General features: G+C 65.0%; 16 protein-coding genes. 9 read left to right on the top strand and 7 right to left on the bottom strand.

The window, feature by feature from the left end; translation table 11 throughout:
- Nucleotides 1–360: 360 nt before the first annotated feature.
- Nucleotides 361–1,017: a helix-turn-helix domain-containing protein gene (locus tag OX459_RS09095; protein WP_052140174.1), complete on the top strand. Its 657-nt coding sequence runs from the start codon at nucleotides 361–363 to the stop codon at nucleotides 1,015–1,017.
- Nucleotides 1,018–1,061: 44 nt separating this feature from the next.
- Here the strand turns inward: OX459_RS09095 and OX459_RS09100 are convergent, their stop codons facing one another.
- On the bottom strand, nucleotides 1,062–3,386 hold the full coding sequence (locus OX459_RS09100) for a PBP1A family penicillin-binding protein (protein WP_289904713.1): 2,325 nt from the start codon (nucleotides 3,384–3,386) through the stop codon (nucleotides 1,062–1,064).
- A gap of 211 nt (nucleotides 3,387–3,597) precedes the next feature.
- Here OX459_RS09100 and OX459_RS09105 point away from each other — a divergent pair, with 211 nt between their 5' ends.
- The gene (locus OX459_RS09105) at nucleotides 3,598–5,865 is read left to right on the top strand and encodes an oligopeptide transporter, OPT family (RefSeq protein WP_289904714.1); all 2,268 of its coding nucleotides are present in this window, start codon (nucleotides 3,598–3,600) and stop codon (nucleotides 5,863–5,865) included.
- 50 nt (nucleotides 5,866–5,915) lie between these two features.
- Here the strand turns inward: OX459_RS09105 and OX459_RS09110 are convergent, their stop codons facing one another.
- Both OX459_RS09110 and OX459_RS09115 read right to left on the bottom strand, forming a co-directional pair.
- Complete coding sequence (locus OX459_RS09110; RefSeq protein ID WP_289904715.1) at nucleotides 5,916–6,845, bottom strand: AAC(3) family N-acetyltransferase; 930 nt, start codon at nucleotides 6,843–6,845, stop codon at nucleotides 5,916–5,918.
- Nucleotides 6,838–8,043, bottom strand: a complete 1,206-nt coding sequence (locus tag OX459_RS09115; RefSeq protein WP_289904716.1) for a hypothetical protein — start codon at nucleotides 8,041–8,043, stop codon at nucleotides 6,838–6,840. Before OX459_RS09115 ends, OX459_RS09110 begins: the two co-directional genes overlap by 8 nt.
- A 164-nt stretch (nucleotides 8,044–8,207) precedes the next feature.
- Here OX459_RS09115 and OX459_RS09120 point away from each other — a divergent pair, with 164 nt between their 5' ends.
- From OX459_RS09120 to OX459_RS09135, 4 genes are all read left to right on the top strand, one after another.
- Nucleotides 8,208–8,435: a hypothetical protein gene (locus OX459_RS09120; RefSeq protein WP_077405728.1), complete on the top strand. Its 228-nt coding sequence runs from the start codon at nucleotides 8,208–8,210 to the stop codon at nucleotides 8,433–8,435.
- A gap of 227 nt (nucleotides 8,436–8,662) precedes the next feature.
- Nucleotides 8,663–9,184, top strand: coding sequence for a sigma-70 family RNA polymerase sigma factor (locus OX459_RS09125; protein ID WP_099667559.1), 522 nt, complete (start codon nucleotides 8,663–8,665; stop codon nucleotides 9,182–9,184).
- A complete protein-coding gene (locus tag OX459_RS09130; protein ID WP_354669654.1) occupies nucleotides 9,174–10,178 on the top strand; it encodes a FecR domain-containing protein in 1,005 nt (334 codons plus the stop codon). The genes OX459_RS09125 and OX459_RS09130 overlap by 11 nt, the downstream gene beginning before the upstream one ends.
- Before the next feature lie 100 nt (nucleotides 10,179–10,278).
- On the top strand, nucleotides 10,279–12,768 hold the full coding sequence (locus OX459_RS09135; RefSeq protein WP_289904717.1) for a TonB-dependent siderophore receptor: 2,490 nt from the start codon (nucleotides 10,279–10,281) through the stop codon (nucleotides 12,766–12,768).
- Between the two features lie 9 nt (nucleotides 12,769–12,777).
- Here OX459_RS09135 and OX459_RS09140 read toward each other — a convergent pair whose 3' ends face one another.
- The 4 genes from OX459_RS09140 to OX459_RS09155 all read right to left on the bottom strand — a co-directional run bounded on the left by OX459_RS09140 (nucleotide 12,778) and on the right by OX459_RS09155 (nucleotide 17,200).
- A complete protein-coding gene (locus tag OX459_RS09140) occupies nucleotides 12,778–13,158 on the bottom strand; it encodes a hypothetical protein (protein ID WP_289904718.1) in 381 nt (126 codons plus the stop codon).
- Between the two features lie 13 nt (nucleotides 13,159–13,171).
- The gene (locus tag OX459_RS09145; RefSeq protein WP_289904719.1) at nucleotides 13,172–14,866 is read right to left on the bottom strand and encodes a hypothetical protein; all 1,695 of its coding nucleotides are present in this window, start codon (nucleotides 14,864–14,866) and stop codon (nucleotides 13,172–13,174) included.
- A 12-nt stretch (nucleotides 14,867–14,878) separates the two neighbouring features.
- Nucleotides 14,879–15,565 carry a UPF0149 family protein gene (locus OX459_RS09150; RefSeq protein ID WP_289904720.1) on the bottom strand — a complete coding sequence of 229 codons (687 nt, stop codon included), beginning with the start codon at nucleotides 15,563–15,565 and terminating at the stop codon, nucleotides 14,879–14,881.
- Nucleotides 15,566–15,694: 129 nt separating this feature from the next.
- Nucleotides 15,695–17,200 carry an oligopeptide:H+ symporter gene (locus OX459_RS09155; protein ID WP_099667564.1) on the bottom strand — a complete coding sequence of 502 codons (1,506 nt, stop codon included), beginning with the start codon at nucleotides 17,198–17,200 and terminating at the stop codon, nucleotides 15,695–15,697.
- A 311-nt stretch (nucleotides 17,201–17,511) separates the two neighbouring features.
- Here OX459_RS09155 and ppnN point away from each other — a divergent pair, with 311 nt between their 5' ends.
- From ppnN to OX459_RS09170, 3 genes are all read left to right on the top strand, one after another.
- The gene (gene ppnN / locus OX459_RS09160; protein ID WP_070254173.1) at nucleotides 17,512–18,882 is read left to right on the top strand and encodes a nucleotide 5'-monophosphate nucleosidase PpnN; all 1,371 of its coding nucleotides are present in this window, start codon (nucleotides 17,512–17,514) and stop codon (nucleotides 18,880–18,882) included.
- Nucleotides 18,883–19,086: 204 nt separating this feature from the next.
- Nucleotides 19,087–20,154, top strand: a complete 1,068-nt coding sequence (locus OX459_RS09165) for a LacI family DNA-binding transcriptional regulator (protein ID WP_289904721.1) — start codon at nucleotides 19,087–19,089, stop codon at nucleotides 20,152–20,154.
- Nucleotides 20,155–20,363: 209 nt separating this feature from the next.
- A complete protein-coding gene (locus tag OX459_RS09170; RefSeq protein ID WP_289897570.1) occupies nucleotides 20,364–21,170 on the top strand; it encodes a transporter substrate-binding domain-containing protein in 807 nt (268 codons plus the stop codon).
- Nucleotides 21,171–21,254: the final 84 nt, after the last annotated feature.

Genomic DNA, 21,254 nt, shown 5'->3' on the forward strand with positions numbered 1-21,254 from the left:
TATTATTAATAGTGGAAATGAGTGGAAATGTCGATGCTGTAGCGATGAACCGTGCACTCCTGTACATTCTCGATGCATTAAAAATAGCGAGCGCTCGGTTTTTTGAATGTAGCACCGCTGGATTTAAATTGCATTTGAATTGCATGATGCAGCGCAATAACTGTGGGAATTTGGCGTTGCTTATGCGCCCATTGCATAGTTGAAAAGTCAAATAGTTGTTTTCCTGAGCTATAATCGGCCCGGCATCAGCCGTCCCGCCATCTTGCAATGCCGCGTACCGGCATGGCATGGATATCGCTCCTACACCGTTACTTGGGAATGCACTTGTCGACCCATTTTAATTTTGAACAGTTTCAGCAGATGACGCCTTTAAATGGCGAAAACATCTGGGAATATATTCTTGACCGCCACGCGGAGCGCATCGGCGTCAAACGCCGCAAGCCGGCGCTGGAAAATCTTGAACGCATCTTCGTCGCCACCTTCCGCCTGGCCAATGACGTGGGTTTCCGCGCCATGAGCTTGCGCGATTTGTGCCGCGAGACCGGCTTGTCGATGGGCGGCCTGTATGGCTACATCACCAGCAAGGATCAACTGGCCGAAATGATCGAGGACGTGGTGCGCCACGCCACGCAAGCCTTGCCCTTGCTGTTTGCCGACGTGAAGTCGCCGCTGGACCGCCTGGAAGCGATGATACGCTCGTCGATCTACCTGTCCGAAGTGCTGCAGCCGTGGTTTTATTTTGTCTTCATGGATTCGCGCGTGCTGCAGGTGGAGCAGCGCAGCATGGCGAAGAATTCGGAACTGTATGTGCAGACCCTGATCGCCGCCACCATCGGGGAAATCGAACCGAAGCCGCAGGGCGATCCCACCTTGCTGGCCGCGCACTGCCTGGCCCTGTTCCAGGACTGGTACGTGAAACGCTGGAAGTACCGCGCAGCGAAGGTCAATGTCGACGATTTCGCCGATAGCGTCGTCAGTACGGTGCGCGGCTACCTGAGCATGGTCAAGGCGCCGTAAGAAGGCCGCCGAAAAAAAAGCCAGGATCGCTCCTGGCTTTTTCACTAGTTCGTTTCCACCGGCACCGTCTCCGGCACGGCCGCCGGATCCGTCGGCGTCTCCGCCTCCATATCCAGCGTCCTGATCCCGTTCATGTCGATGAATTCGTCGTACAGCCACTCGCCGTCGACCTGGCTCAGGCCCGCCGGCACGGCGCGCGTGATTTGCGGGCGCGTCGACAGGGCCGTGCGCATGTAGTCGATCCAGATCGGCATGGCCAGCGAGGAACCGAATTCGCGTCCGCCCAGGGACTTGGGCTCGTCATAGCCCATCCACGCCACCGCCACGATGCCGCCGCCATAGCCGGCGAACCAGCCGTCGACGGCGTCGCTGGTGGTGCCCGTCTTGCCGGCGATGTCGCTGCGGCCCAGTTTTTTCGTCGCCGCCGCGCCCGTGCCGGTGCGCGTGACTTCGCGCAGCATGCTGTCCATCACGAAGGCGTTGCGCGGGTCCAGCGCCAGGGTCTTCTCGTCGTTCGGCGCGGGCGGCTTGGTCTGCATCAGCACCGCGCCCTTGGCGTCGACGATGCGGTCGATCAAATACGGTTCCACCTGGTGGCCGCCATTGGCGAACAGGGCGTAGGCGCCCGCCATCTGCACGGGCGTGACGGAACCCGTGCCCAGCGCCATCGTCAGGTTGCTGGGCTGGCGGGCCGGGTCGAAACCGAATTTTTCCATGAAGTCGTGCGTGTACGACACGCCCAGCGCGCGCAGGATGCGCACCGAGGCCACGTTCTTCGATTGCGCCAGCGCGTAGCGCATGGTGATGGGGCCATCGAACTTGAAGTCGTCATTCTGCGGCGCCCATACCTTGCCGCCCGCTTGCATTTCCAGTGGCACGTCATTGATCAGGGTGGCCGGCGAAAAGCCTTTTTCCAGCGCCGCCGAATACACGAAGGGCTTCATGGCCGAACCGGGCTGGCGCCAGGCTTGCGTCACGTGGTTGAATTTTTGCAGGTTGTAATCGAAGCCGCCCACCATGGCGTGGTAGGCGCCCGTTTCCGCGTCCAGCGAGACGAAGGCGGCGGCCACCAGCGGCACTTGCGTGATGGCCCAGTTGCCCTTGGCGTCCTGGGTGATGCGGATCACGGCGCCCGGGCGCAGCTTGATGCCGGCGCCCGCCTTGGCGGACAAGGCGGGGGCGGCAAAGCGCAAGCCTTCGCCCGTGATGGCCTTGGCGTCGCCGTCGCCGATGTCGGCCACCACCTTGCCGCTAGAGACCTCCGTGACGACGGCGGCGATCAGGCCGTCGCTGTCCGGGCGTTTTTGCAGCGCAGCATCGATGGCGTCGTCGCGCTGCTCGGGGTCGACCGGCATGTCGATGAAGGTTTCCGGGCCGCGGTAGCCGTGGCGCTGGTCGTAGGCGATGACGTTGCGGCGCGTCGAGGCGTAGGCCGCATCCTGGTCCGCCTTCAAGATCGTCGTGTAGACGCTGATGCCCCTGGTATAGCTGTCTTCCTTGTATTGGGCATACACGGCCTGGCGCGCCAGTTCGGCCACGTATTCGGCGTGCGTGTCGAAACCCTGCTTGCCGCGGCTGTTGATATGCAGCGGCTGCGCCAGCGCCTGCTGGTACTGGCCGTCGCTGATGTAATCGAGGTCGCGCATGCGCTTCAACACCAGTTGCTGGCGCGCGTGCGCCTTTTTCGGATTGCTGATCGGGTTGTGGCGCGAGGGGTTTTGCGGCAGGCCCGCCAGCATGGCCATTTCCGCGATCGACAGTTCGGACAAGGGCTTGCCGAAATACGTCTGCGCCGCGCTGCCGAAGCCGAACGAGCGCTGGCCCAGGTACATCTGGTTCATGTACAGCTCGAGAATCTGGTCTTTCGACAGGGCCGATTCGATTTTCAGGGCCAGCATGATTTCATTGAGCTTGCGCGAAGCGACTTTTTCGCGCGTCAGGAAGAAGTTGCGCGCCACCTGCATGGTGATGGTGGAGCCGCCGCCGTGGCCGAAGCCGTGGCGCAGGTTCGACAGCACGGCGCCGCCGGCGCGCACGAAGTCGATGCCGTGGTGTTCGTAGAAGCGGCCATCCTCGATGGCCAGCAGGGCCTTCTTCATCATTTCCGGCACTTGCGCAATCGGCACGAAGTCGCGGTGCTCTTCGCCGAATTCGCCGATCAGCACATTGTCGGCCGTGTAGACGCGCAGCGGGATCTTCGGCTGGTAGTCCGTAATGACGTCCAGTTCGGGCAGGCGCGGGCGCACATACAGGAACAGGTAGGCGGCCAGCAGCAGGGCGGCGGCCAGCGCGGCGCAGCCGGCGATGATGAAACCGCGCACGGTGGCGCGGCGGGAAGGCCAGGGGAATCCGGTTCGTTTGGCAGTCAAGGCAGTCTCACGTGAGCGTGCAAGGCACGGTGGCAGCGATTATAGACCAATGCGCTGGTGCTTCCCGCGCGGGCAGGGCGGCGGGCGGGCCTCGGGGACCGGGAGCAAAAAACCTTTTCATCGAAACGCGGCTGTGCGATAGTCTCGGCTTCAAGAAAATAGCCCGGGCGTCAATCCGGGCTGTTTATTTTTAAAAATTAAGGAAATATCCATGGCAAAAGATGCAACACCGAGCGTCGTGAGGCCCTACATCCCGGCCGATGCGAAGCTGCCCGAGATGACCTTCCGCGCCCTGTTCATGGGCGTCATCCTGGGGATGGTCTTCGGCGCTTCCTCGCTCTACCTGGTGCTGAAAGTGGGCCTGACCGTCAGCGCCTCGATTCCCGTCGCCGTGATCGCCATCACCCTGTTCGGCCTGACCAAGAAGGTGGGCGGCAAGGATTCGTCGATCCTGGAAAACAGCATCACGCAAACGGCCGGTTCGGCAGGCGAATCGCTGGCCTTCGGCCTGGGCGTGACCATGCCCGCCATCCTCATCCTCGGCTTCGACCTGGAAATCTCTAGAGTCATGCTGGTCGGCGTCCTCGGCGGCCTGCTGGGCATACTGATGATGATCCCCATGCGCCGCACCATGATCGTCGACCAGCACAAGGAACTCAAATTCCCCGAAGGCACGGCGTGCGCCGAAGTGCTCAAGGCGGCCGCCACGGAAGAATCGCGCATCGCCGCGGGCGAAAGCATCGAGAAGGATTCGGCTGCCGCGCTGGACGCCAAGCGCCGCGCGAAGATCATCTTCGGCGGTTTTGCCGTCGGCTTGCTGTATAAAGTGTTCAATATCTCGTTCAAGGGCTGGAAGGATACGCCGGGCGTGGAATTTGCCGCGCCGCTCAAGGGCGGCTCCATCGGCGCCGAAATCTCTCCTGAATTGCTGGGCGTGGGCTACATCATCGGCCCGCGCATCGCCGCCACCATGGCGGCCGGCGGCGTGCTGTCGTACCTGCTCTTGATCCCGATGATCAAGTTCTTCGGCGACAGCCTGACCACCGTGCTTTCGCCGGGCACCAAGTTGATCAGCGAAATGGGCGCGGACGACGTGCGCAGCGCCTACGTGCTGTACATCGGCGCGGGCGCCGTGGCCGCCGGCGGCCTGATTTCCCTGGTGCGCGCCATGCCCATGATCTGGCGCAGCCTGTCGGCCGGCCTGAAAGGCATCGGCAAGGGCGTCAAGAGCGATTCCACCCTGCGCACGGACCAGGACATCCCCCTGAAATGGGTCGTCATCGGCTGCCTTTCCATCATCGCCGTGATCACCTTCGCCACGCCGCTGCACATGAATTTCCTCGGCGCGCTGCTGATCCTCGTCTTCGGCTTCCTGTTCGCCACCGTGTCGTCGCGCCTGACGGGCGAAATCGGCTCGTCGTCGAACCCGATCTCCGGCATGGCCGTGGCCACCTTGCTGTTCACTTGCCTGATCTTCCTCATCATGGGCTGGACGGGCGGACGTTACTATGTGACGGCCCTGTCGGTGGGCGCCATCGTGTGCATCGCCGCCAGCAATGCGGGCACCACGTCGCAAGACTTGAAAACCGGCTACCTGGTGGGCGCCACGCCGCGCCTGCAGCAGTATGCGATCCTGGCGGGCGCCTTGTCGTCCGCCCTGATCCTCGGTCCGATTCTGCTGAAACTGAACGAGGCGAGCACCGTCTATGTGCCGGCCGCGCAAGTGGCGCCTGGCCTGACGGTCGATGCGTCGAAGCTGACGGTGACGGGCGAGCTGCATGGCCCGCAAGCCGAGACGGACCACAACACGTATAAAGTCTGGCAAAAGACGGATACCGTGGGCGGCCCGGCCGGCAAGTATTTTGTGAAGGAAGATGGCCAGCTGGCTTACCTGGTCGATCCGGGCATCAATGGCCATTACAGCAAGCGTCCCGACGGTTCGGAAGTCAAAAAATACGATGCGCCGAAGGCCGTGCTGATGTCCTACATCATCAAGGGCATCCTCGACCAGCAGCTGCCGTGGACCCTGGTGCTGTTCGGCGTGATGATCGCCGTGGTGCTGGAAATGGCCGGCATCCCGTCGCTGGCGTTTTCCGTGGGCGTGTATTTGCCGCTGTCGTCCACCTTGCCGATCTTCGTCGGCGGCCTGGTGCGCTGGCTGGCGGACCGCCGCAACAACAAGCTGGAACACAACGCCAAGCTGAACGAGGAAGAGCGCCAGCTGGCGGGCGACCGCAGCTCGGGCGTGCTGCTGGCGTCCGGCTACATCGCCGGCGGCGCGCTGGCCGGCATCATCATCGCCATTACGGCCGGCGTGCTGACGCACTTCGACCAGATGATGGCCGACTGGGCCGAGCACGGCAACCCGTTCTACGCGGGCCTGCATTCGGATGCGTTGTCGCTGCTGCCGTATGCGCTCATCATCGTGCTGCTGTATATCGTGGCGCGCGAGAAGAAAGCGGGCAGTTCGCAGGCTTGATGTCATAGCCACTCCAAGGAAAACCGCCCGGGTCGCACCGGGCGGTTTTTTTATGTGCGGCCGATGGGCCGCGCCGCCAGTTGCGCCGCGCTCGCGTAGATCGTTACGTGCTCGGACGCCAGTTGGCGCAGGTGGTCATAAAAGGCCTGCGCCGGAATGCACCACGACGCCGCGTCGCCCACTTGCCCGTTGACGCGCAGGCCGGCGGCATCGAATTCCCGCTGAAAGTACTCGCGCAGATCCTCCCGGCCGGGATGGTCGATGCGGCGCCGTGCGATAGCTGGATCGAAAGGGCGCACGGGCACGTCCCAGCGCCGGCCGGCGTGGTCCAGGCAAGCGAGCAGCTTTGTCTCTTCCTCCCACACGGGCACGGGAAAGGCCTCGCCCATGGCGTCTTCCAGCGCGTGATAGAACGTCACCGGCCCCATGGAAATGCCGAGGCCCAGCACCTTCGCATGGTCGCAGCCGATGAAGCGCTGCCAGGGAGAGCCCATGCCGAAGATCGAGGGCGCGCGGTGGTGCGCTTCGGTAAGGTCGGCGGCATGGCGGCCCCACGCGCAGACGGAGTGCGTCGGGTGGATGCTGCGCCGGACACCGGGGCTGGCAAGGAAGGCTTCCGGCAGGCGTCCCATGTGCGTGCCGTGGCGGCGCGGGTCGAATACATAGTCCGGCATGGCGCAGGCGGCGCGCACGGTGCCGCCCGGCAGATAGTAGGCGGGCAGCAGCAGGGCGCCTTGCGGGCCGACGGCGTCCTGCAGGGCGGCTATCACGGCTGGCGCGCCGCCTTCCACATAGCCCAGGCTTTTCAGCGAGGAATGCACGAACAGCGTATCGCCTGGCGCGATGCCCAGCCGCGCCAGGCCGGCAGCCAGCCCGGCGCGCGTCACGTGGGGGGCATTCTGGCGCACGTGCCGGGCGCCGGCGGCGCGGCGCCACGCTTGCAGCGCGGCCCTGGCGGCGCGTTTCGCCTGTTCAAGCATCGCCTGTTTCCCGCTCTACTTCCACTTCCAGCAGATTGGCATCGATGCAGAACTTGGCGGCCCAGTTCAGGTAAGCCCAGGTGCCGTAGTCGCCATCGACGGGAAACGAGCCCTTGACGCCGCCGCGCGTGCGCGCGGGACCGTCGATGCTGACCGCGCGCCGCACGTAGCGGTTCAGGCGGCGCCCCGCGTCGAGGTAGGGCCGCTCACCCGTGAGCCGATACAGCAGGAACAGACAATGCGCGTTTTGCGCGGAACCCGTGAGGCAGGCGTAGTTCGCTCCCGGCTGGAAGTCCGGACCGAGGCGGCCGGCCAGGTAGCCGTCGGCCGCCACGGCCCTGGCGACGCTCGCTCCCGTGCGCGCGGCGGCGTCCAGCAGGTCGGCGCGCGCCGAAAAGCGGTGCGCTTCGAGCAGGCCGCGCAAGGCGTAGCCGATGGTATGGGTCAGGGGCAGGAGCGGGTTGTCCAGGCAGTTCGCCGCGAACCAGCCATTGGGCCGCTGTTTTGTCAGCGCCCAGTCGACCTGGCGCAAGCCGGCCGCGCCATAGCCGTGGCCCGGCGCGACGCGGTCCGCTTCGAACAGGCCCCATGCCACATGCGTTTCGTAGGCCTTGTCGCCGGCACTGGCGAACGGCGTCGGATGGCGGCGCCAGCAGCCGTCCGCATCCTGGCTGTCGCGCAGCCAGCTTGCCGCGCGATGCATGGCGTCTGCGTAGGCCGCGCCGTACGCCGCCACGCCGGCGGCCAGGCCGAGCAGGATCTGGCCCGTATTGAAAGTGACGGGCACGCGCGGCGTCGAATCGATCTTCCCGCCCTGGAATCCGCCTTGTGCGAACTGGATGGCCAGGCACCAGTCGAGCATGCGCCGCGCGCGCCCGTGCAGCGCCTCATCCCCAGCCTCATCGCCCGTGCGCTGCGCCAGGGCGATGAGGGTGGGGATGATGTAGCCGGTGGTCTCCGGGTAGGAGCTCGACCACCCTGTGACCAGGCTGTAGTCGCGCGCGACGCCGCCGTCGTTTGAGCTGGAATGGTCCTGCGCCGCGCATAGCCAGGCCGTGCAGGCCTTGACGACGGCTTGCGGGCCGGGGTCGAAGGCGGGCAGGCCGCGCCGGTCCGACAGCCGCTCCATGCGCGCCGCCGCCGGCAGGCTCGCCCGCGGCGACAGCGTGTTCCTGATCTTCGTGAGCAAGGTGCGCATGGCAGTAATGGTCGTAATGGCAGCAGTGGCGTGGTGGTTGGCACAGGCTACTGTAGCGCTGGCAGGCGGCAGGGTTATTGACTTGCCGCAAGGATTGGCCGTCGCATCGCTGCCGCCGGAATTGACGCATAATGGACACTTCACCGTTGTCGACGAGGCCCGCCATGAACAGCGTCACGCTTGAATACACAGTCGTCACCAATCCCGACGCGTTCGTCGGCTTCAAGTATTACGTGAAGGCGGGGCAGGCATTCGATGCCGATGATTTCGCCTATTCCTACAAGCTGAAACGCTCCGACCTGGACCCGGACAGCGTGCTGGCCACGCGCGAGGCGGCGGCGAATTTGCAGCCGGGCGAGTGGCTGAGCGTGTCGCATTCGATTGCGGCGTAGCGCGCAGGTTGCGGGCTTCCTCCCGTCGTACTTTGGCGGCCCGGCAAGCGAGAGATATCGGCGCTGCGAACCGCAAGACTGGAAACGGCTGTTACGTCGGAAGCCAGTGCCAGTGCCAGAGCCAGGGCCGGGTATCGTCGGCACGGATCTTGTCGAGGTGCGCACTTCTGCCTATAATTGAGAATAATTCTCATTAAGTTTGCGCTGCCCGCCAGACCCGCCGCTCCATGTCCGCCGACCACGTCTCCCTGCATGATTTCGATGACATCGCCATCCTGTATCGCCAGCACCATGGCTGGCTGCGCGGCTGGCTGCAGCGCAAGGTGGGCAACGCCTTCGACGCGGCCGACCTGGCGCAGGCCACCTTCCTGCGCGTGCTCGCGCCGCAGGGCATGCAGGGCGTGCAGGAGCCGCGCGCCTACCTGACGACGATCGCCCGCAACCTGCTGATCAACCATGTGCGCCGGCGCGCCATCGAGCAAGCCTACCTCGACGCTCTTGCCCTGATGCCGGAGCCGGTGGCGCCGCCGCCCGAAGTGCGCCTGATGTTCCTCGAACGGCTGGTGGAGCTGGACCGGCGCCTGGCCGGGCTGCCGGCGCAGGCGCGGCAAGCCTTTTTGCTGGTGCAGCTCGACGGCCTGGGGCAGCAGGAGGTCGCCGCCGAATTGGGCATTTCCCTGTCCACCGTCAAGCGCCATCTGGCCAGGGCGGCCCTGCGCTGCTTTTTCCCGGAGCAGCATGATGGATGAAGAGGCAAGCTTCGCCCTGGACGGAACGGGTGTCGCCGCAAGCGTGGCGCCCGCCGTGGCGCGGCGGGCCGTGCAGTGGTGGCTGGCGCTGCAGGGCGGCGACGCCACTGCCGCACAGCTGCAGGCATGGCAGCGCTGGCGTGCCGAGGAAGTCGAACATGAGCGGGCCTGGCAGCGCATCGAAGCCGTCAGCGGCCAGCTGGCCGGCATTCCGCCGCCGCTGGCCAGCGCCGCCCTGGCCGCGCCCGCAGGCGCGCAGCGGCGCCGCGCGGTGCGCCTGCTCACGGCGCTGGTGGTGGCGGGCGGCAGCGCCGCCATGCTGCGCCAGACACCGGCGTGGCAGTCGTGGAACGCCGATGCCAGCACGGCCACGGGCGAGCGGCGCACGGTGCGCCTGCCGGACGGCGGCACGCTGGTGCTCAATACCGATAGCGCCATCAAACTGCGCTATGACGCCAGCGAGCGCGCGGTGCAGCTGCTGCGCGGCGAGGTGCTGCTGCAGACGGCGCCCGATGCGCAGCAGCGGCCCTTCCGCGTGCACACGGCCGACGGCACGGCGCGCGGGCTGGGCACGCGATTCATCGTGCGCCAGCACGCGGGCTTCGTGCAGGTGGGCGTGCTGGAGGGGGCCGTCGAGTTGCGGCCTGCGTCGGCCGACGGCCAGCCACGCGTGCTGCGGGCGGGCGAGGAGGGCAGTTTTACGCGCGACGGCGTGGGCGCGGCGCATGCGCTCGATGCCGGCGCCGGCGCCTGGGCCGACGGCATGCTGGTCGCCGCGCACATGCGCCTGGACGATTTTCTGCTGGAGTTGTCGCGCCACCGGCGCGGCCACCTGGGATGCGATCCGGCGCTCGCGCACATGCTGGTGTCGGGCGCCTATCCGCTGGCCGATACCGACAGGGTGCTATTGGCGCTGGTGGAAGCCTTGCCCGTCGAGCTGCACTACTTGACGCGCTACTGGGTCACCGTGCGGTCGCGCGCGGCGAAAAAATAAACTGAAAATACATGGACTGTTTTTGCACGCTGCCTTGTCAAGGAAAGTGAGGGCGCAGGTATTGGCCCGTTCCACCCATCCCATGATACGAAGGCATGCCATGAACAACCGCAGTACATTCCCCCCATCCACGCGCTTGCTGGCCATGACACCGCTGGCCCACCTGGTGCACGCCCTGTGCCTGGGCGCACTGGCCAGCCTGGCCGGCGCGCCGGCGCACGCGCAAACGGCCGGACAGCCCGCGTCCTTGCGCCATTACGCCATCCCGGCGGGGCCGCTGGAAGCGACGTTGAACCGGCTGGGGCGTGAAGCGGGCTTGCTGATCGCCTTTGGCTCGGCCGCGACGGAAGGGCTGCGCAGCGGCGGCGTCAGCGGCAGCTACACGGTGGACGACGCGCTGGCGCGGGCGCTGGCCGGCACCGGGCTCGCTGCCGTGCGCACGGCCGGCGGCGGCCACGCGCTGCGTGCCGCCTCCGCATCCGCTGCCGGCGCGGCGGCGGATGGCGTGCAGACGATGGCGCCCGTGACCGTCAGCGCGCAGGCGGAAGAGGAAAACACGTGGGGCAAGGCCAGCGGCTATGTGGCGCGGCGGGCCAGCACGGCCACCAAGACCGACGCTTCCCTGCTGGAAGTGCCGCAATCGGTGTCCGTCATCACGCGCGACCGCATGGATGACCAGGGCGTGCGCACCCTGAACGATGCCATCCAGTACACGGCCGGCTTGCGCAGCAACACGGCAGGCGCCAATCCTGCCGACGACAGCCTGTCGGTACGGGGCTTCAGCCAGTTTTCGGGCGCGTTCTACCTGGACGGCATGCGCCTGATGCCGATGGGGACGCTGGGCTTTTTCGGCGTGGAGCCGTACGGCGCCGAGCGCGTGGAAGTGCTGAAGGGTCCTTCGTCCGTGTTGTACGGCCAGAATGCGCCGGGCGGCATCGTCAATTTCGTCGCCAAGCGCCCCGCGGCGGACCAGGTAAACCAGGTCGAACTGTCGCTCGGTAGCTATGCGCGCAAGCAGCTGGCCCTCGACGTGGGCGGCAAGCTGGCCGACGACGGCAGCCTGCAATACCGGCTGGTGGGGCTGGCGCGCCAGGCGGACCAGCAGATCGATTACATGCAGGACGACCGCTACTATCTGGCACCCAGCCTGACGTGGGCGCCGAGCGCCCGCACCAGCATCACCTTATTGGGCTTTTTTCAGCAGAATCGCGCCATGCAATCGTCGAACGTGCAGTGGGAAGCCTTGAACGGCAGTAATCCCAACGGCCGCCTGCCGCTGACGCGATTCCTGGGCGAGCCCGGCTTCGACCACGAGGAAACGCGCGTCGCGTCGGCGGGCTACGCGGCGCGCCACACGTTCGACAGCGGGTGGACGCTCCGGCAGAACTTCCGCTTCCTGCACGCGAATAACCATGAACAGTATATGTTTCGTTACGGCAACTTAATCGACCATGCAGTCACCAACCGCGAGATCGATACGCGCGACGGCAAGGGCAGCGTGTACTCGCTCGACACCAGCGTGACGGGCCAGGTGGCGACGGGCGCGCTGCGCCATGAGGTGGTTGCCGGCATCGATTACAGCCGCAGCAGTACGTCGTTCAGCTCGTATATCGCCGACGGTCCGCAGATCGATATCTACCGCCCCGTCTACGGCGGCGCGCTGGACCTGGCGGCGCTGGCGCCCGATGCCCTGCGCCGCGAGCATAACCGGCAGCTGGGCGCCTACCTGCAAGACCGCATGCAGTACCGTCAATGGGTCTTCACCGTGGGCGGGCGCCAGGACTGGACGCGCCAGGAACAGCGCAATCTGCTGGTATCGCCATCGGTCACGACGGTGCGCAAACCCACGGCATTCACGGGCCGCGCCGGCATCACTTACCTGGCGGCGAACGGCCTGGCGCCTTACGCCAGCTACAGCGAATCGTTCTCGCCCGTCTCCGGCGCGGACCGCCTTGAGCGTCCGTTCGAGCCGGAAACGGCCCGGCAAGTGGAAGTCGGCGTGAAATACGCGCCTGGCGCGCATCTGTCCGTGACGGCCGCCGCATTCGAACTGCGCCGCCAGAACGTGCTGACGACGGACCCGGACGACCCGAATTTCTCCATCCAGCAGGGGGAGGTGCGCTCGCGCGGCATCGAACTGGAAGTGGCGGCGCAGCCGGGCAGCCAGCTGAAACTGCTGGCGTCCCTCACCTACAATCCCCTGACAGTGACGAGGGCGCATCCGGACATGTGGGGCACGAATGTGCAGGGCAAGTCGCCGTATGAAGTGCCCCGGCAGATGGCTTCCGCGTGGGCCGACTACGCCTTCGCTGGCGGCTTGCGCGGCCTGTCGGCCGGCGCCGGCGTGCGCCACGTGGGCGCCAGCTGGGGCGACGCGGAGAACACCTTCCAGGTGCCGGCGTTCACCCTGGCCGACCTGTCGCTGCGCTATGATCTGGGCCAGGCGCGCAGCGACTGGCGCGGCTTGAGCGTGAGCATGACGGTGAAGAACCTGTTCGACAAATACCATGTCGCCTCGTGTTTCTCTGCGCGGGCCTGCAATTACGGCGAACAGCGCAATGTCGGCGTGCGCGTGGCCTACCTCTGGTAGCGCGCAGCCTTACGCTGGCGCAAACCAGGCGCGCAATTCCGCCTCGGCCCTCTGCGCCGTTGCCTGCGTCAGGGTCAGCACGATGATTTTTTCCCGTGCCGGGCGGTGCCCGTCGTCGCCGGCCAGCTCGATGGCCTGTTCGAAGCTTGTGTAGCCGTGGCCGCATTCATGCGGGCATTGCTGCACGATGCGTGCCGCCTTGCCGGCGTGCCGGTCCGCCAGGTTGACGATGGGATTGCCGTCATAGAACGGCTGGCCATTGGCGAACGCGGTGCGCAGATACGGCGTGCATTGGCCGTCGAGGAAGGCCAGGCGCGCCTGCCACCAGGCCTCTGCCGCCGCATACGCGGCATGGTCCTCGAGGAAATCGGCAAACAGGAAATCGTCCATCGTATTTTCGCGGCTAGATGCCGAACACTTTCAATATGGCGTCCGTGAATCCCTCGAACCAGCTGCCCGCCTTGCCCGGCTGCTTGCCGTGGCGCGGGGTTTCTTCGTACAGGTAGACGCCGTGCTCGCCGTCGAAGCGGTCGTTGAGCAAGGCTTGCTGGCCGCGCAGGTAGGGGATGAAGGTTTCGCTGCGCAGGGTCGAGTACAGCACGTCGGTGGTGAAACCCAGGGTGGCGGACTGGCTGATGGAGCGTCCCTGGCCGGCCCGTTCCAGGCGCACGCCGCGGCAGCCGCGCACGATCAGCGTGACGGGGCCGCGAAAGACGATGAAGCGCAGCTGCAGGGTGAGCCAGGCATGCAGGCTGCCCAGGCGCCAGTGGCTCGATATCGCCAGCGGCTGATTCGAGTCGCAGACCAGGCCCACGAGTCCCCGCGGCTGGAAGACCAATGCGCTGCCGGGCGGCAGCCGGACGACGGCCACTTCCAGCAGCGGGTCGTCGCTGGCGGAAATCGTCACGCACGCTTCCTCGTCGCTGTGCAGGCGCGTCAGCGCCACCATGCCGGCGGCCAGGCTGGTAAATGGAAAGCGCCAGTCCAGCAGCCATTGCGTGCGCTTGGTGCTGCTCACGGGCGACGATTGCAGGTATTCGGGATGGATCAGCATCTGCTGGCCGGGCTGCAGCAGCAAGCCCTGCGAGACGGCGGAAATGCGCGATTCGCCCAGCGGCGGCAGTGGCAGTGAACTGCCCGCGACTTGCAGTTCGCGCGCGATCGACAGCGGCGGCAAACGGGAAGCGAGGGGCGCCAGCACGAAGTAAAAGAAGGCCTTGATGGCGGCGGGCAGCAGGATGGCCGACAGCACCAGCAGGGCGGCCGTGGGCGCCACGTCCATGACTGGCGCGCGCCAGCGCCCGATCCAGTTGCGCGCCAGCTGGCTCTCGCCGGCCGCGATGGCCTTTTGCACGGGTGCCAGGGCGCCGGCCAGCGCGGTGGTATCGATGGCAAACGGCGCGGGGCGGGCGGCATCGCCGGTGCCGGCGCGCTGCGCCGCCCAGGCCTGATACGCTTGCAGGTTGATCTCGCGCAAACGCTGACCCTGCGCTTCCAGCTGCGACAGCTGTGCGTAGGCGTCGCTGCCGGGCAGGCGCGCCGCCAGCGGGTGCTGTGCTTCCAGCTGCCGGCGCTGCTGCAGATTATTTTGCAGTGCAGCATATGCGCCCACGTGTTCCGCGTGCAGGCGCGCCAGCGTGTGCCGCGCATCTTCGCCGCTGATCGCCGCTTGCAGGGCGGTCAGATAGCGGGCTTCCTGCACCAGCACTTCGATCTCCACGCGGCGCGCCGCTTCCTCCTGCGCATGCCGGGCCAGGGTGCTCGCGTCGGGCAGGGGAAGGGTGAACAGCGACGCTTGCTGCCGCGCGCGCAAGGCCGTTAATTGCGCCTGCACTTGTGCCAGGCGCGCGGCGATGGCCGCGTGCGAGGCCGTTTGCAGGGCGTTGACCCGCGCCGTGGCCGCAGCGGCCAGGCCGGCGCCATGGCTGTCGGCGCCGTCGGCGGCCAGCCTGAGCACGGCCACGGCCTCGCTGCCGGCGCTGTAGGCGCGCCATTCGGCCAGCAGCAGGCGTCCGGCCAACAGGATGACGATGAACAGGGCGAACTGCAGCGCGTGGCGCAGCAGGAAGCGCAGGATGGCCGTCAGCAGCTGGCGCAAGGAGGGATCGCCTTAGTTCGCCGCGCTATCGGCGTCGGCGCAGCATTTTTTGTATTTCTTGCCGCTGCCGCAGTGGCACGGGTCGTTGCGGCCCGTCTTCGGCACTTCGCGCAGGACGGTGGCGCCGGGCTGGCTTTGGGCCTGGCTTTTCAGGTGGCGCTGGCGCGCCCAGGCCGCGTTGATGGCGATCACGGATGGAATCACGCCATCCATGGCCGTTTCGGCCGCATCGTCGTCGAGCTCGCCGGCCGTGGCCAGGTGCTGGAACGGCGCCAGGTATTCCGGGTGGCTGACGGCCAGGGCCGCCCACTGGGGCTTGTCCAGGCTCGTGCCAAGTACAAAACCGGCGCACCAGGCGGGCACGCTCCATTCGGGGCCGCACACATAGATGGGCTCGAAGCTGTCCGGGTCCTTCGCCAGCCATTCGACCATGTAGGCGTGGTGGCGTTGCGCCAGGCTGGCCGCCCGTTCGCTGGCCTCGTCCTGTGCCGGCAAGGCGCTGCCGGCCGCCTTGTCCCAGACCCAGGGCAGCCATTGTTCCGGCGCGATCTGTTTCGGGCTCAGGGCGACGGCCGTGAGAAAACCTTCCAGCATCGACACATCCATGGCATGGCCGGCCAGGGCGGGCGCGGCCAGCAGGGTGTCGAGTTCGGCGTATTCGTCGTCGGAGAGGGGCGTGGTGGTGGAGATGCTGGACATGGAATTTTTCAGTAATGTGGGTGGATGGCCGCTGGCCCTGGCGGTATTGTACCGTCCGGCAAGGGGGAAACGGCTGCCGAATGAAAAACGGCGGCCCGCAGGCCGCCGTTTTGATCTACAACAAGACGCTTACTTCACGCCGTGCATCAGTTTGTTGATCAGCGGTGCGATCAGGAACAGGATCACGCCGGCGCCCAGCAGAGACCAGAAGCCGAAGGTGTAGCCGGACAGGGCCGACTGTACCGACATGCCGCTTTCGCCGCTGACGTGGCTGGCGAAGATGCCGGACAGATTGTTGCCGATACCGGTCGACAGGAACCAGCCGCCCATGCCAAGGCCGACCAGGCGTACTGGCGCCAGCTTGGTGACCATCGACAGGCCGATAGGCGACAGGCACAGCTCGCCGATCGATTGCAGCATGTACACGGTCGCCAGGGTCCAGAACGGGATCTTGTTGTCGGCGCCAACCAGGCTCGACAGTGCGAAGATCAGCAGGCCGAAGGCCAGCGCATTGCCCAGCAAGCCCAGGCCGAATTTGCGCGGGATCGATGGATTGACGTTGTGGCGCGCCAGGAAGACCCAGACGGCGGCGATGATCGGCGCAAAGACGATGATGGCGACCGAATTGACGGTCTGGAAGTAGGCGGTCGGGAAGATGGCGAAGCCCAGGTCGCGGTTGACGATCTTGTCGGCCAGGAAGGTAAACGAACTGCCTGCCTGTTCGAAGAACATCCAGAACAGGATGTTGAAGACGAAGATCAACAGCATGGCGATGACGCGGTCGCGCGCCACTTTACCGTTGCGTATGCCTTCGATCATCAGCATCACGGCCAGGCCGACGAACAGCACGGTCAGGACGATTTGCAGCTTTTCAGCGCCGACGGTCAGCAGGAAGTACATCAGCGGGATCACGCACAGGGAGCCGACGGCCACCCAGACGACGCGCATCGGGCTGCCGGCACCGGCTTCCGGTGCGCCGATGCCCTTCAGGGCGCGGCGGCCGATGGCGAACCATACCAGGCTGATCAGCATGCCGAAACCGGACGCCATGAAGACCATCTTGTACGCAGGCATGTCGCTGGTGCCGAAGATCGACCCGGCCAGCCATTGCGTAAAGACGGGGGCGACCATGGCGCCCATGTTGATACCCATGTAGAAGATCGTGAAACCGCTGTCGCGGCGCGGATCGGCCGTCGTGTACAGCTTGCCGACCATGGTCGAGATGTTCGGCTTGAACATGCCGTTACCGACGATCATGGTGGCCAGGCCCAGGTTGAAGATGTCCTGGTTCGGTACCGAGATGCAGAACAGGCCGGCAGCCATGAAGACGGCGCCCAGCAGGATGGAGCGCTGGTAACCGATGACCCGGTCGGCGATGTAACCGCCGAACAGGGCGCCGGCGTACACCAGCGCGAGGAAGGAACCGTAGGTAAGGTTGGCCGCTGCCTGTCCCGAACCGTCGCCGCCGTGGAACTGGGCCACGATGTACAGTACCAGCGCCCAGCGAACTCCGTAGAACGCGAAGCGTTCCCAGAATTCAGTCATGAACAACATCCACAATGGGCTTGGATGGCCCATAATCTGCTTGAACTCGGGAATAACGGCTTCCTTGTTGGGCGTAGTCGCACCGCTCATGCGGTTCCTCCTGAAAAATTATTATAGTCAATCGATACAACGAACTTATGGAAGCCTGCGGGCGGCGGGGACTCTCATGAAGAACCTCACGCACGGGAATTCCAATAGGCTGGCATTCTAATCTACAAATTGCGCTGAGCGAAGATTTCGATTCGCATTAGCAAGAATGACTGTTTCATATTGGTCAAACCGGTTTGCAGGCAAGGGCGGCCCCGGCGATTTTGCGGCGGCACAGCACAACTTGCCTGACTTGTCGTATATTGAGGCTGCAAGACCTTCGAGCATCGATTTTTAAAGGGATTTTTCGCATTATGGAACACGACGTTATCGATACTCTGGTTTCACCGGAAGGCCGCCTGGACGTGCTCTCCAAGACTGAAGTCAACAAACTGCTCGACACCAGCCAGGGCGGCCTGTACAACACTTTCCGCCGCTGCGCGCTGGCGGTCCTGAATTGCGGCAGCACCATCGACGATGGCCGCGCCCTGCTGGAGCGCTACCAATCGTTTGAAATTTCCATCATCCAGCGCGAGCGCGGCATCAAGCTCGACATCAAGGGCGCGCCGGCCATTGCCTTTGTCGACGGCAAGATGATCAAAGGCATCCACGAGCACCTGTTTGCCGTGCTGCGCGACATCATCTTCGTCAGCGATGAAGTGACGGGCAACCCGAAATTCGACTTGCAGAGCACGGAAGGCGTGACGGACGCCGTCTTCCACATCCTGCGCAACGCCAACGTGCTGCAAACCCAGCTCAACCCGAACCTGGTCGTGTGCTGGGGCGGCCACTCGATCAACCGTGCCGAATACAATTATTCGAAGGAAGTGGGCTACCAGCTGGGCTTGCGCGGCCTCGACATCTGCACCGGCTGCGGCCCCGGCGCCATGAAGGGCCCCATGAAGGGCGCCACCATCGGCCACGCCAAGCAGCGCCTGCACAATGGACGGTATCTCGGCATCACCGAGCCGGGCATCATCGCGGCCGAGTCGCCGAACCCCATCGTCAACGACCTCGTCATCATGCCGGACATCGAAAAACGCCTGGAAGCGTTCGTGCGCGCGGGCCACGGCATCGTCGTGTTCCCGGGCGGCGCCGGCACGGCCGAAGAGATTCTGTACATCCTCGGCATTTTGTTGCACCCAGACAATGCCGAGATTCCATTCCCGCTGATCTTCACGGGTCCGGAAACGTCGCGCGAGTATTTCGTGCAGATCAACCAGTTCATCAGCGACACCCTGGGTCCGGAAGCGCAGCAGCGCTACAAGATCATCATCGACGACCCGGAACTGGTGGCGCGCGAAATGCTCGAAGGTATCCGCCAGGTGCGCGAATTCCGCAAGGCGCACAGCGACGCGTATTACTTCAATTGGCTGCTGAAGATCGACCACGAATTCCAGAAGCCGTTCCAGCCCACGCATGAAAACATGCGCAACCTGAGCCTGCACAAGAACCAGCCCACGCACTTGCTGGCGGCCCAGCTGCGCCGCGCGTTTTCGGGCGTGGTGGCGGGCAACGTCAAGGATGACGGCATCCGCTCGATCGAAAAGCACGGCAATTTCGAGATCCACGGCGACAAATCCATCGCCGGCCCCATGGATGCGCTGCTGGCCTCGTTTGTTGCGCAGCACCGCATGAAATTGGCGGGCACGGCATACGTGCCTTGCTATACCGTGGTCCAGTAAGTCGTTTTTCAAGCAGCGCCGCCCGCTCCCTGCGTTTGCCGGGGGAGGGCGGCGCCTTTTCATCCGCGTTCCCAGCCATGCCCCCATCGTGTTCCTTCGCCGCCACAGGCAATCAAATCGCTTGCGTCATCGATTCGTGGGTGCTATCTTTGGAACCGGTTCCAAAATAAAAATATGCATATCAACAGGTAGTGGAGAGCAACCTTGGATTCAGTACGCGGCAATAAAAAGACAGTCTCCGGCGAGCCGGCACGACCGGTGACCATCGCCCAGGTGGCGCGCGAGGCGGGCGTGTCGAAGACGAGCGTGTCGCGCTTTCTCGGCGGCGAACTGGACGCCCTGTCCGAAAACATCCGCCAGCAGATCACCAGCACCATCGCGCGCCTCGGCTACCAGCCGAACCAGATGGCGCGCGGCCTCAAGCGTGGCCGCACGCGCCTGATCGGCATGGTCGTGGCGGACATGCTGAACCCTTATACGGTGGCTGTGCTGCAAGGCGTGGAAGCGGCTTGCCAGCAACATGGCTATACCTTGATCTTGTGTAATACCGGCAATGACGAACAGCGGGAGCGCCAGTCGCTTGCCGCGCTGCGCTCGTACAGCGTGGAAGGGCTGATCGTCAACACGCAGGGGCGCAATATCCAGTCGTCCGACTTGCAGCAGGCGGGCATGCCCATCGTGCTGGTCGACCGCCGCATCGAGGGTAGCGATTTCGACCTGGTGGGCCTGGACAATGTGCAGGCGGGCCGGCTCGCCACCGCGCATTTGATCGAACAGGGTTTCGACGCCATCGCCTTCGTCGCGCCGCCCTTGACGGGCGTCAGTTCGCGGCTGATGCGCGCCGAGGGTTTCCAGGCCGTGATGGCCGAATATCCGGATTGCGTGGGCGAAGTGCTGGCGGTGGACCTGGACGACCGGCCCTCCATCGACGCGCAGGTGCGTCTATGCCTGGCGCAGTGGCGCGGCCGCCGCGTGGCGCTGCTGGCGTCGAACGGCATGGTGGCGCTGGAACTGGCGCTGATGCTGCAGCGCCTCGAATTGCGCATGCCGCAGGACGTGGGCTTGCTGGGTTTTGACGAACTGCCGTGGTCGCCGCTGGCGGGCCTGAGCACGATCGAGCAGCAGACCTATGAAATCGGCTTTTCGGCGATGACGTGCATGCTGTCGCGCCTGCAGGGCGATCAGTGCCCGCCGCGTGAGGTGCTGTTGCCAGGCAAGTTGATTGTGCGCAATTCCACCCAGCGGACAAATGCGGGCAAGGGCGGCGATTGACGGGGAAGAGGGCGTTGCCCTTTTTTTTGGAAAGGTAATGGAACCGGTTTCATAAATTGTATTCACACTGGAAAGGGGCGTGGATAGTCAGGCAGGGCAATGGCAGGAGGTTGGTACGACACGGCAAGAGACGATCTGAATCGTCCATTTGACAATATTCCCGGAAGCGCCTCGACGAGGCCGGTACCGGGATCACAGGAGACGGAAACATGAAGATGACCACACTGTTCTATTCGAAAATACTGGCTTGCGCACTGGCAGCCACGTGCGCCCTCGGCGCGGCGGCCGACGCCGGAGCGCAGACGCTTGGCGACCTGATCAAGAAAGGCAAGCTGACCATCGGCGTGGTCAGCGGCACGCCGCCGTTTGGCAGTATCGACGCCAAGGGCGCGCCCGTCGGCTATGACGTCGACGTCGCCAACCTGATCGGCAAATACCTGAACCTGCCCGTGGAAGTGGTGCCCTTGACGGCGCCGTCGCGCGTGCCGTCGCTGGAGTCGGGTAAGGTCGATTTCCTCGTGGCAACTTTGGCACCCACGCCGGAACGGGCCAAGACCTTGATGTTCACCATGCCCTACAGCGCGTTCGAACTGGCCATCGTCGCGCCGGTCGGCGGCAAACTCAAGGCCCTGGCCGACTTGAAGGGCAAGAAGGTGGGCGTGACGCGCGGCACCACGAATGACACGGCGCTGAGCCGCATGGCCCCGGCTGGCACCAGCATCGTGCGTTTCGAGGATGACGCCACCGTCACCCAGGCCTTGCTCAGCAAGCAGGTCGACGCCGTCTCGATTCCCAGCACGATGGCGCTCGACATCATCAAGACGCGCGGCGCGGGCAAGATCGAAGTCCGCTTCGCCTACTCGCTGCAGCCGAACTCGATGGCCGTGCGCCGCGGCGACTTCGAGCTGCACCAGTGGCTCAACAACTTCATCTACTACGTCAAGCTGAACGGCGAACTCGACGCCATCGCGCGCAAGTGGAGCGGCGCGCCGCTGCCGGCGCTGCCGACCTTCTGATACCGCGACCCGCACAGGGAGAGTGTTCGTCCGCACGGCGCGCCGCCATGGTGGCGCGGCCGGGGATGCGCACGTAGACAAGGA

Origin of the sequence: Janthinobacterium sp. SUN026, assembly GCF_030397625.1 — a bacterium.
Lineage (GTDB): Bacteria > Pseudomonadota > Gammaproteobacteria > Burkholderiales > Burkholderiaceae_D > Janthinobacterium > Janthinobacterium kumbetense.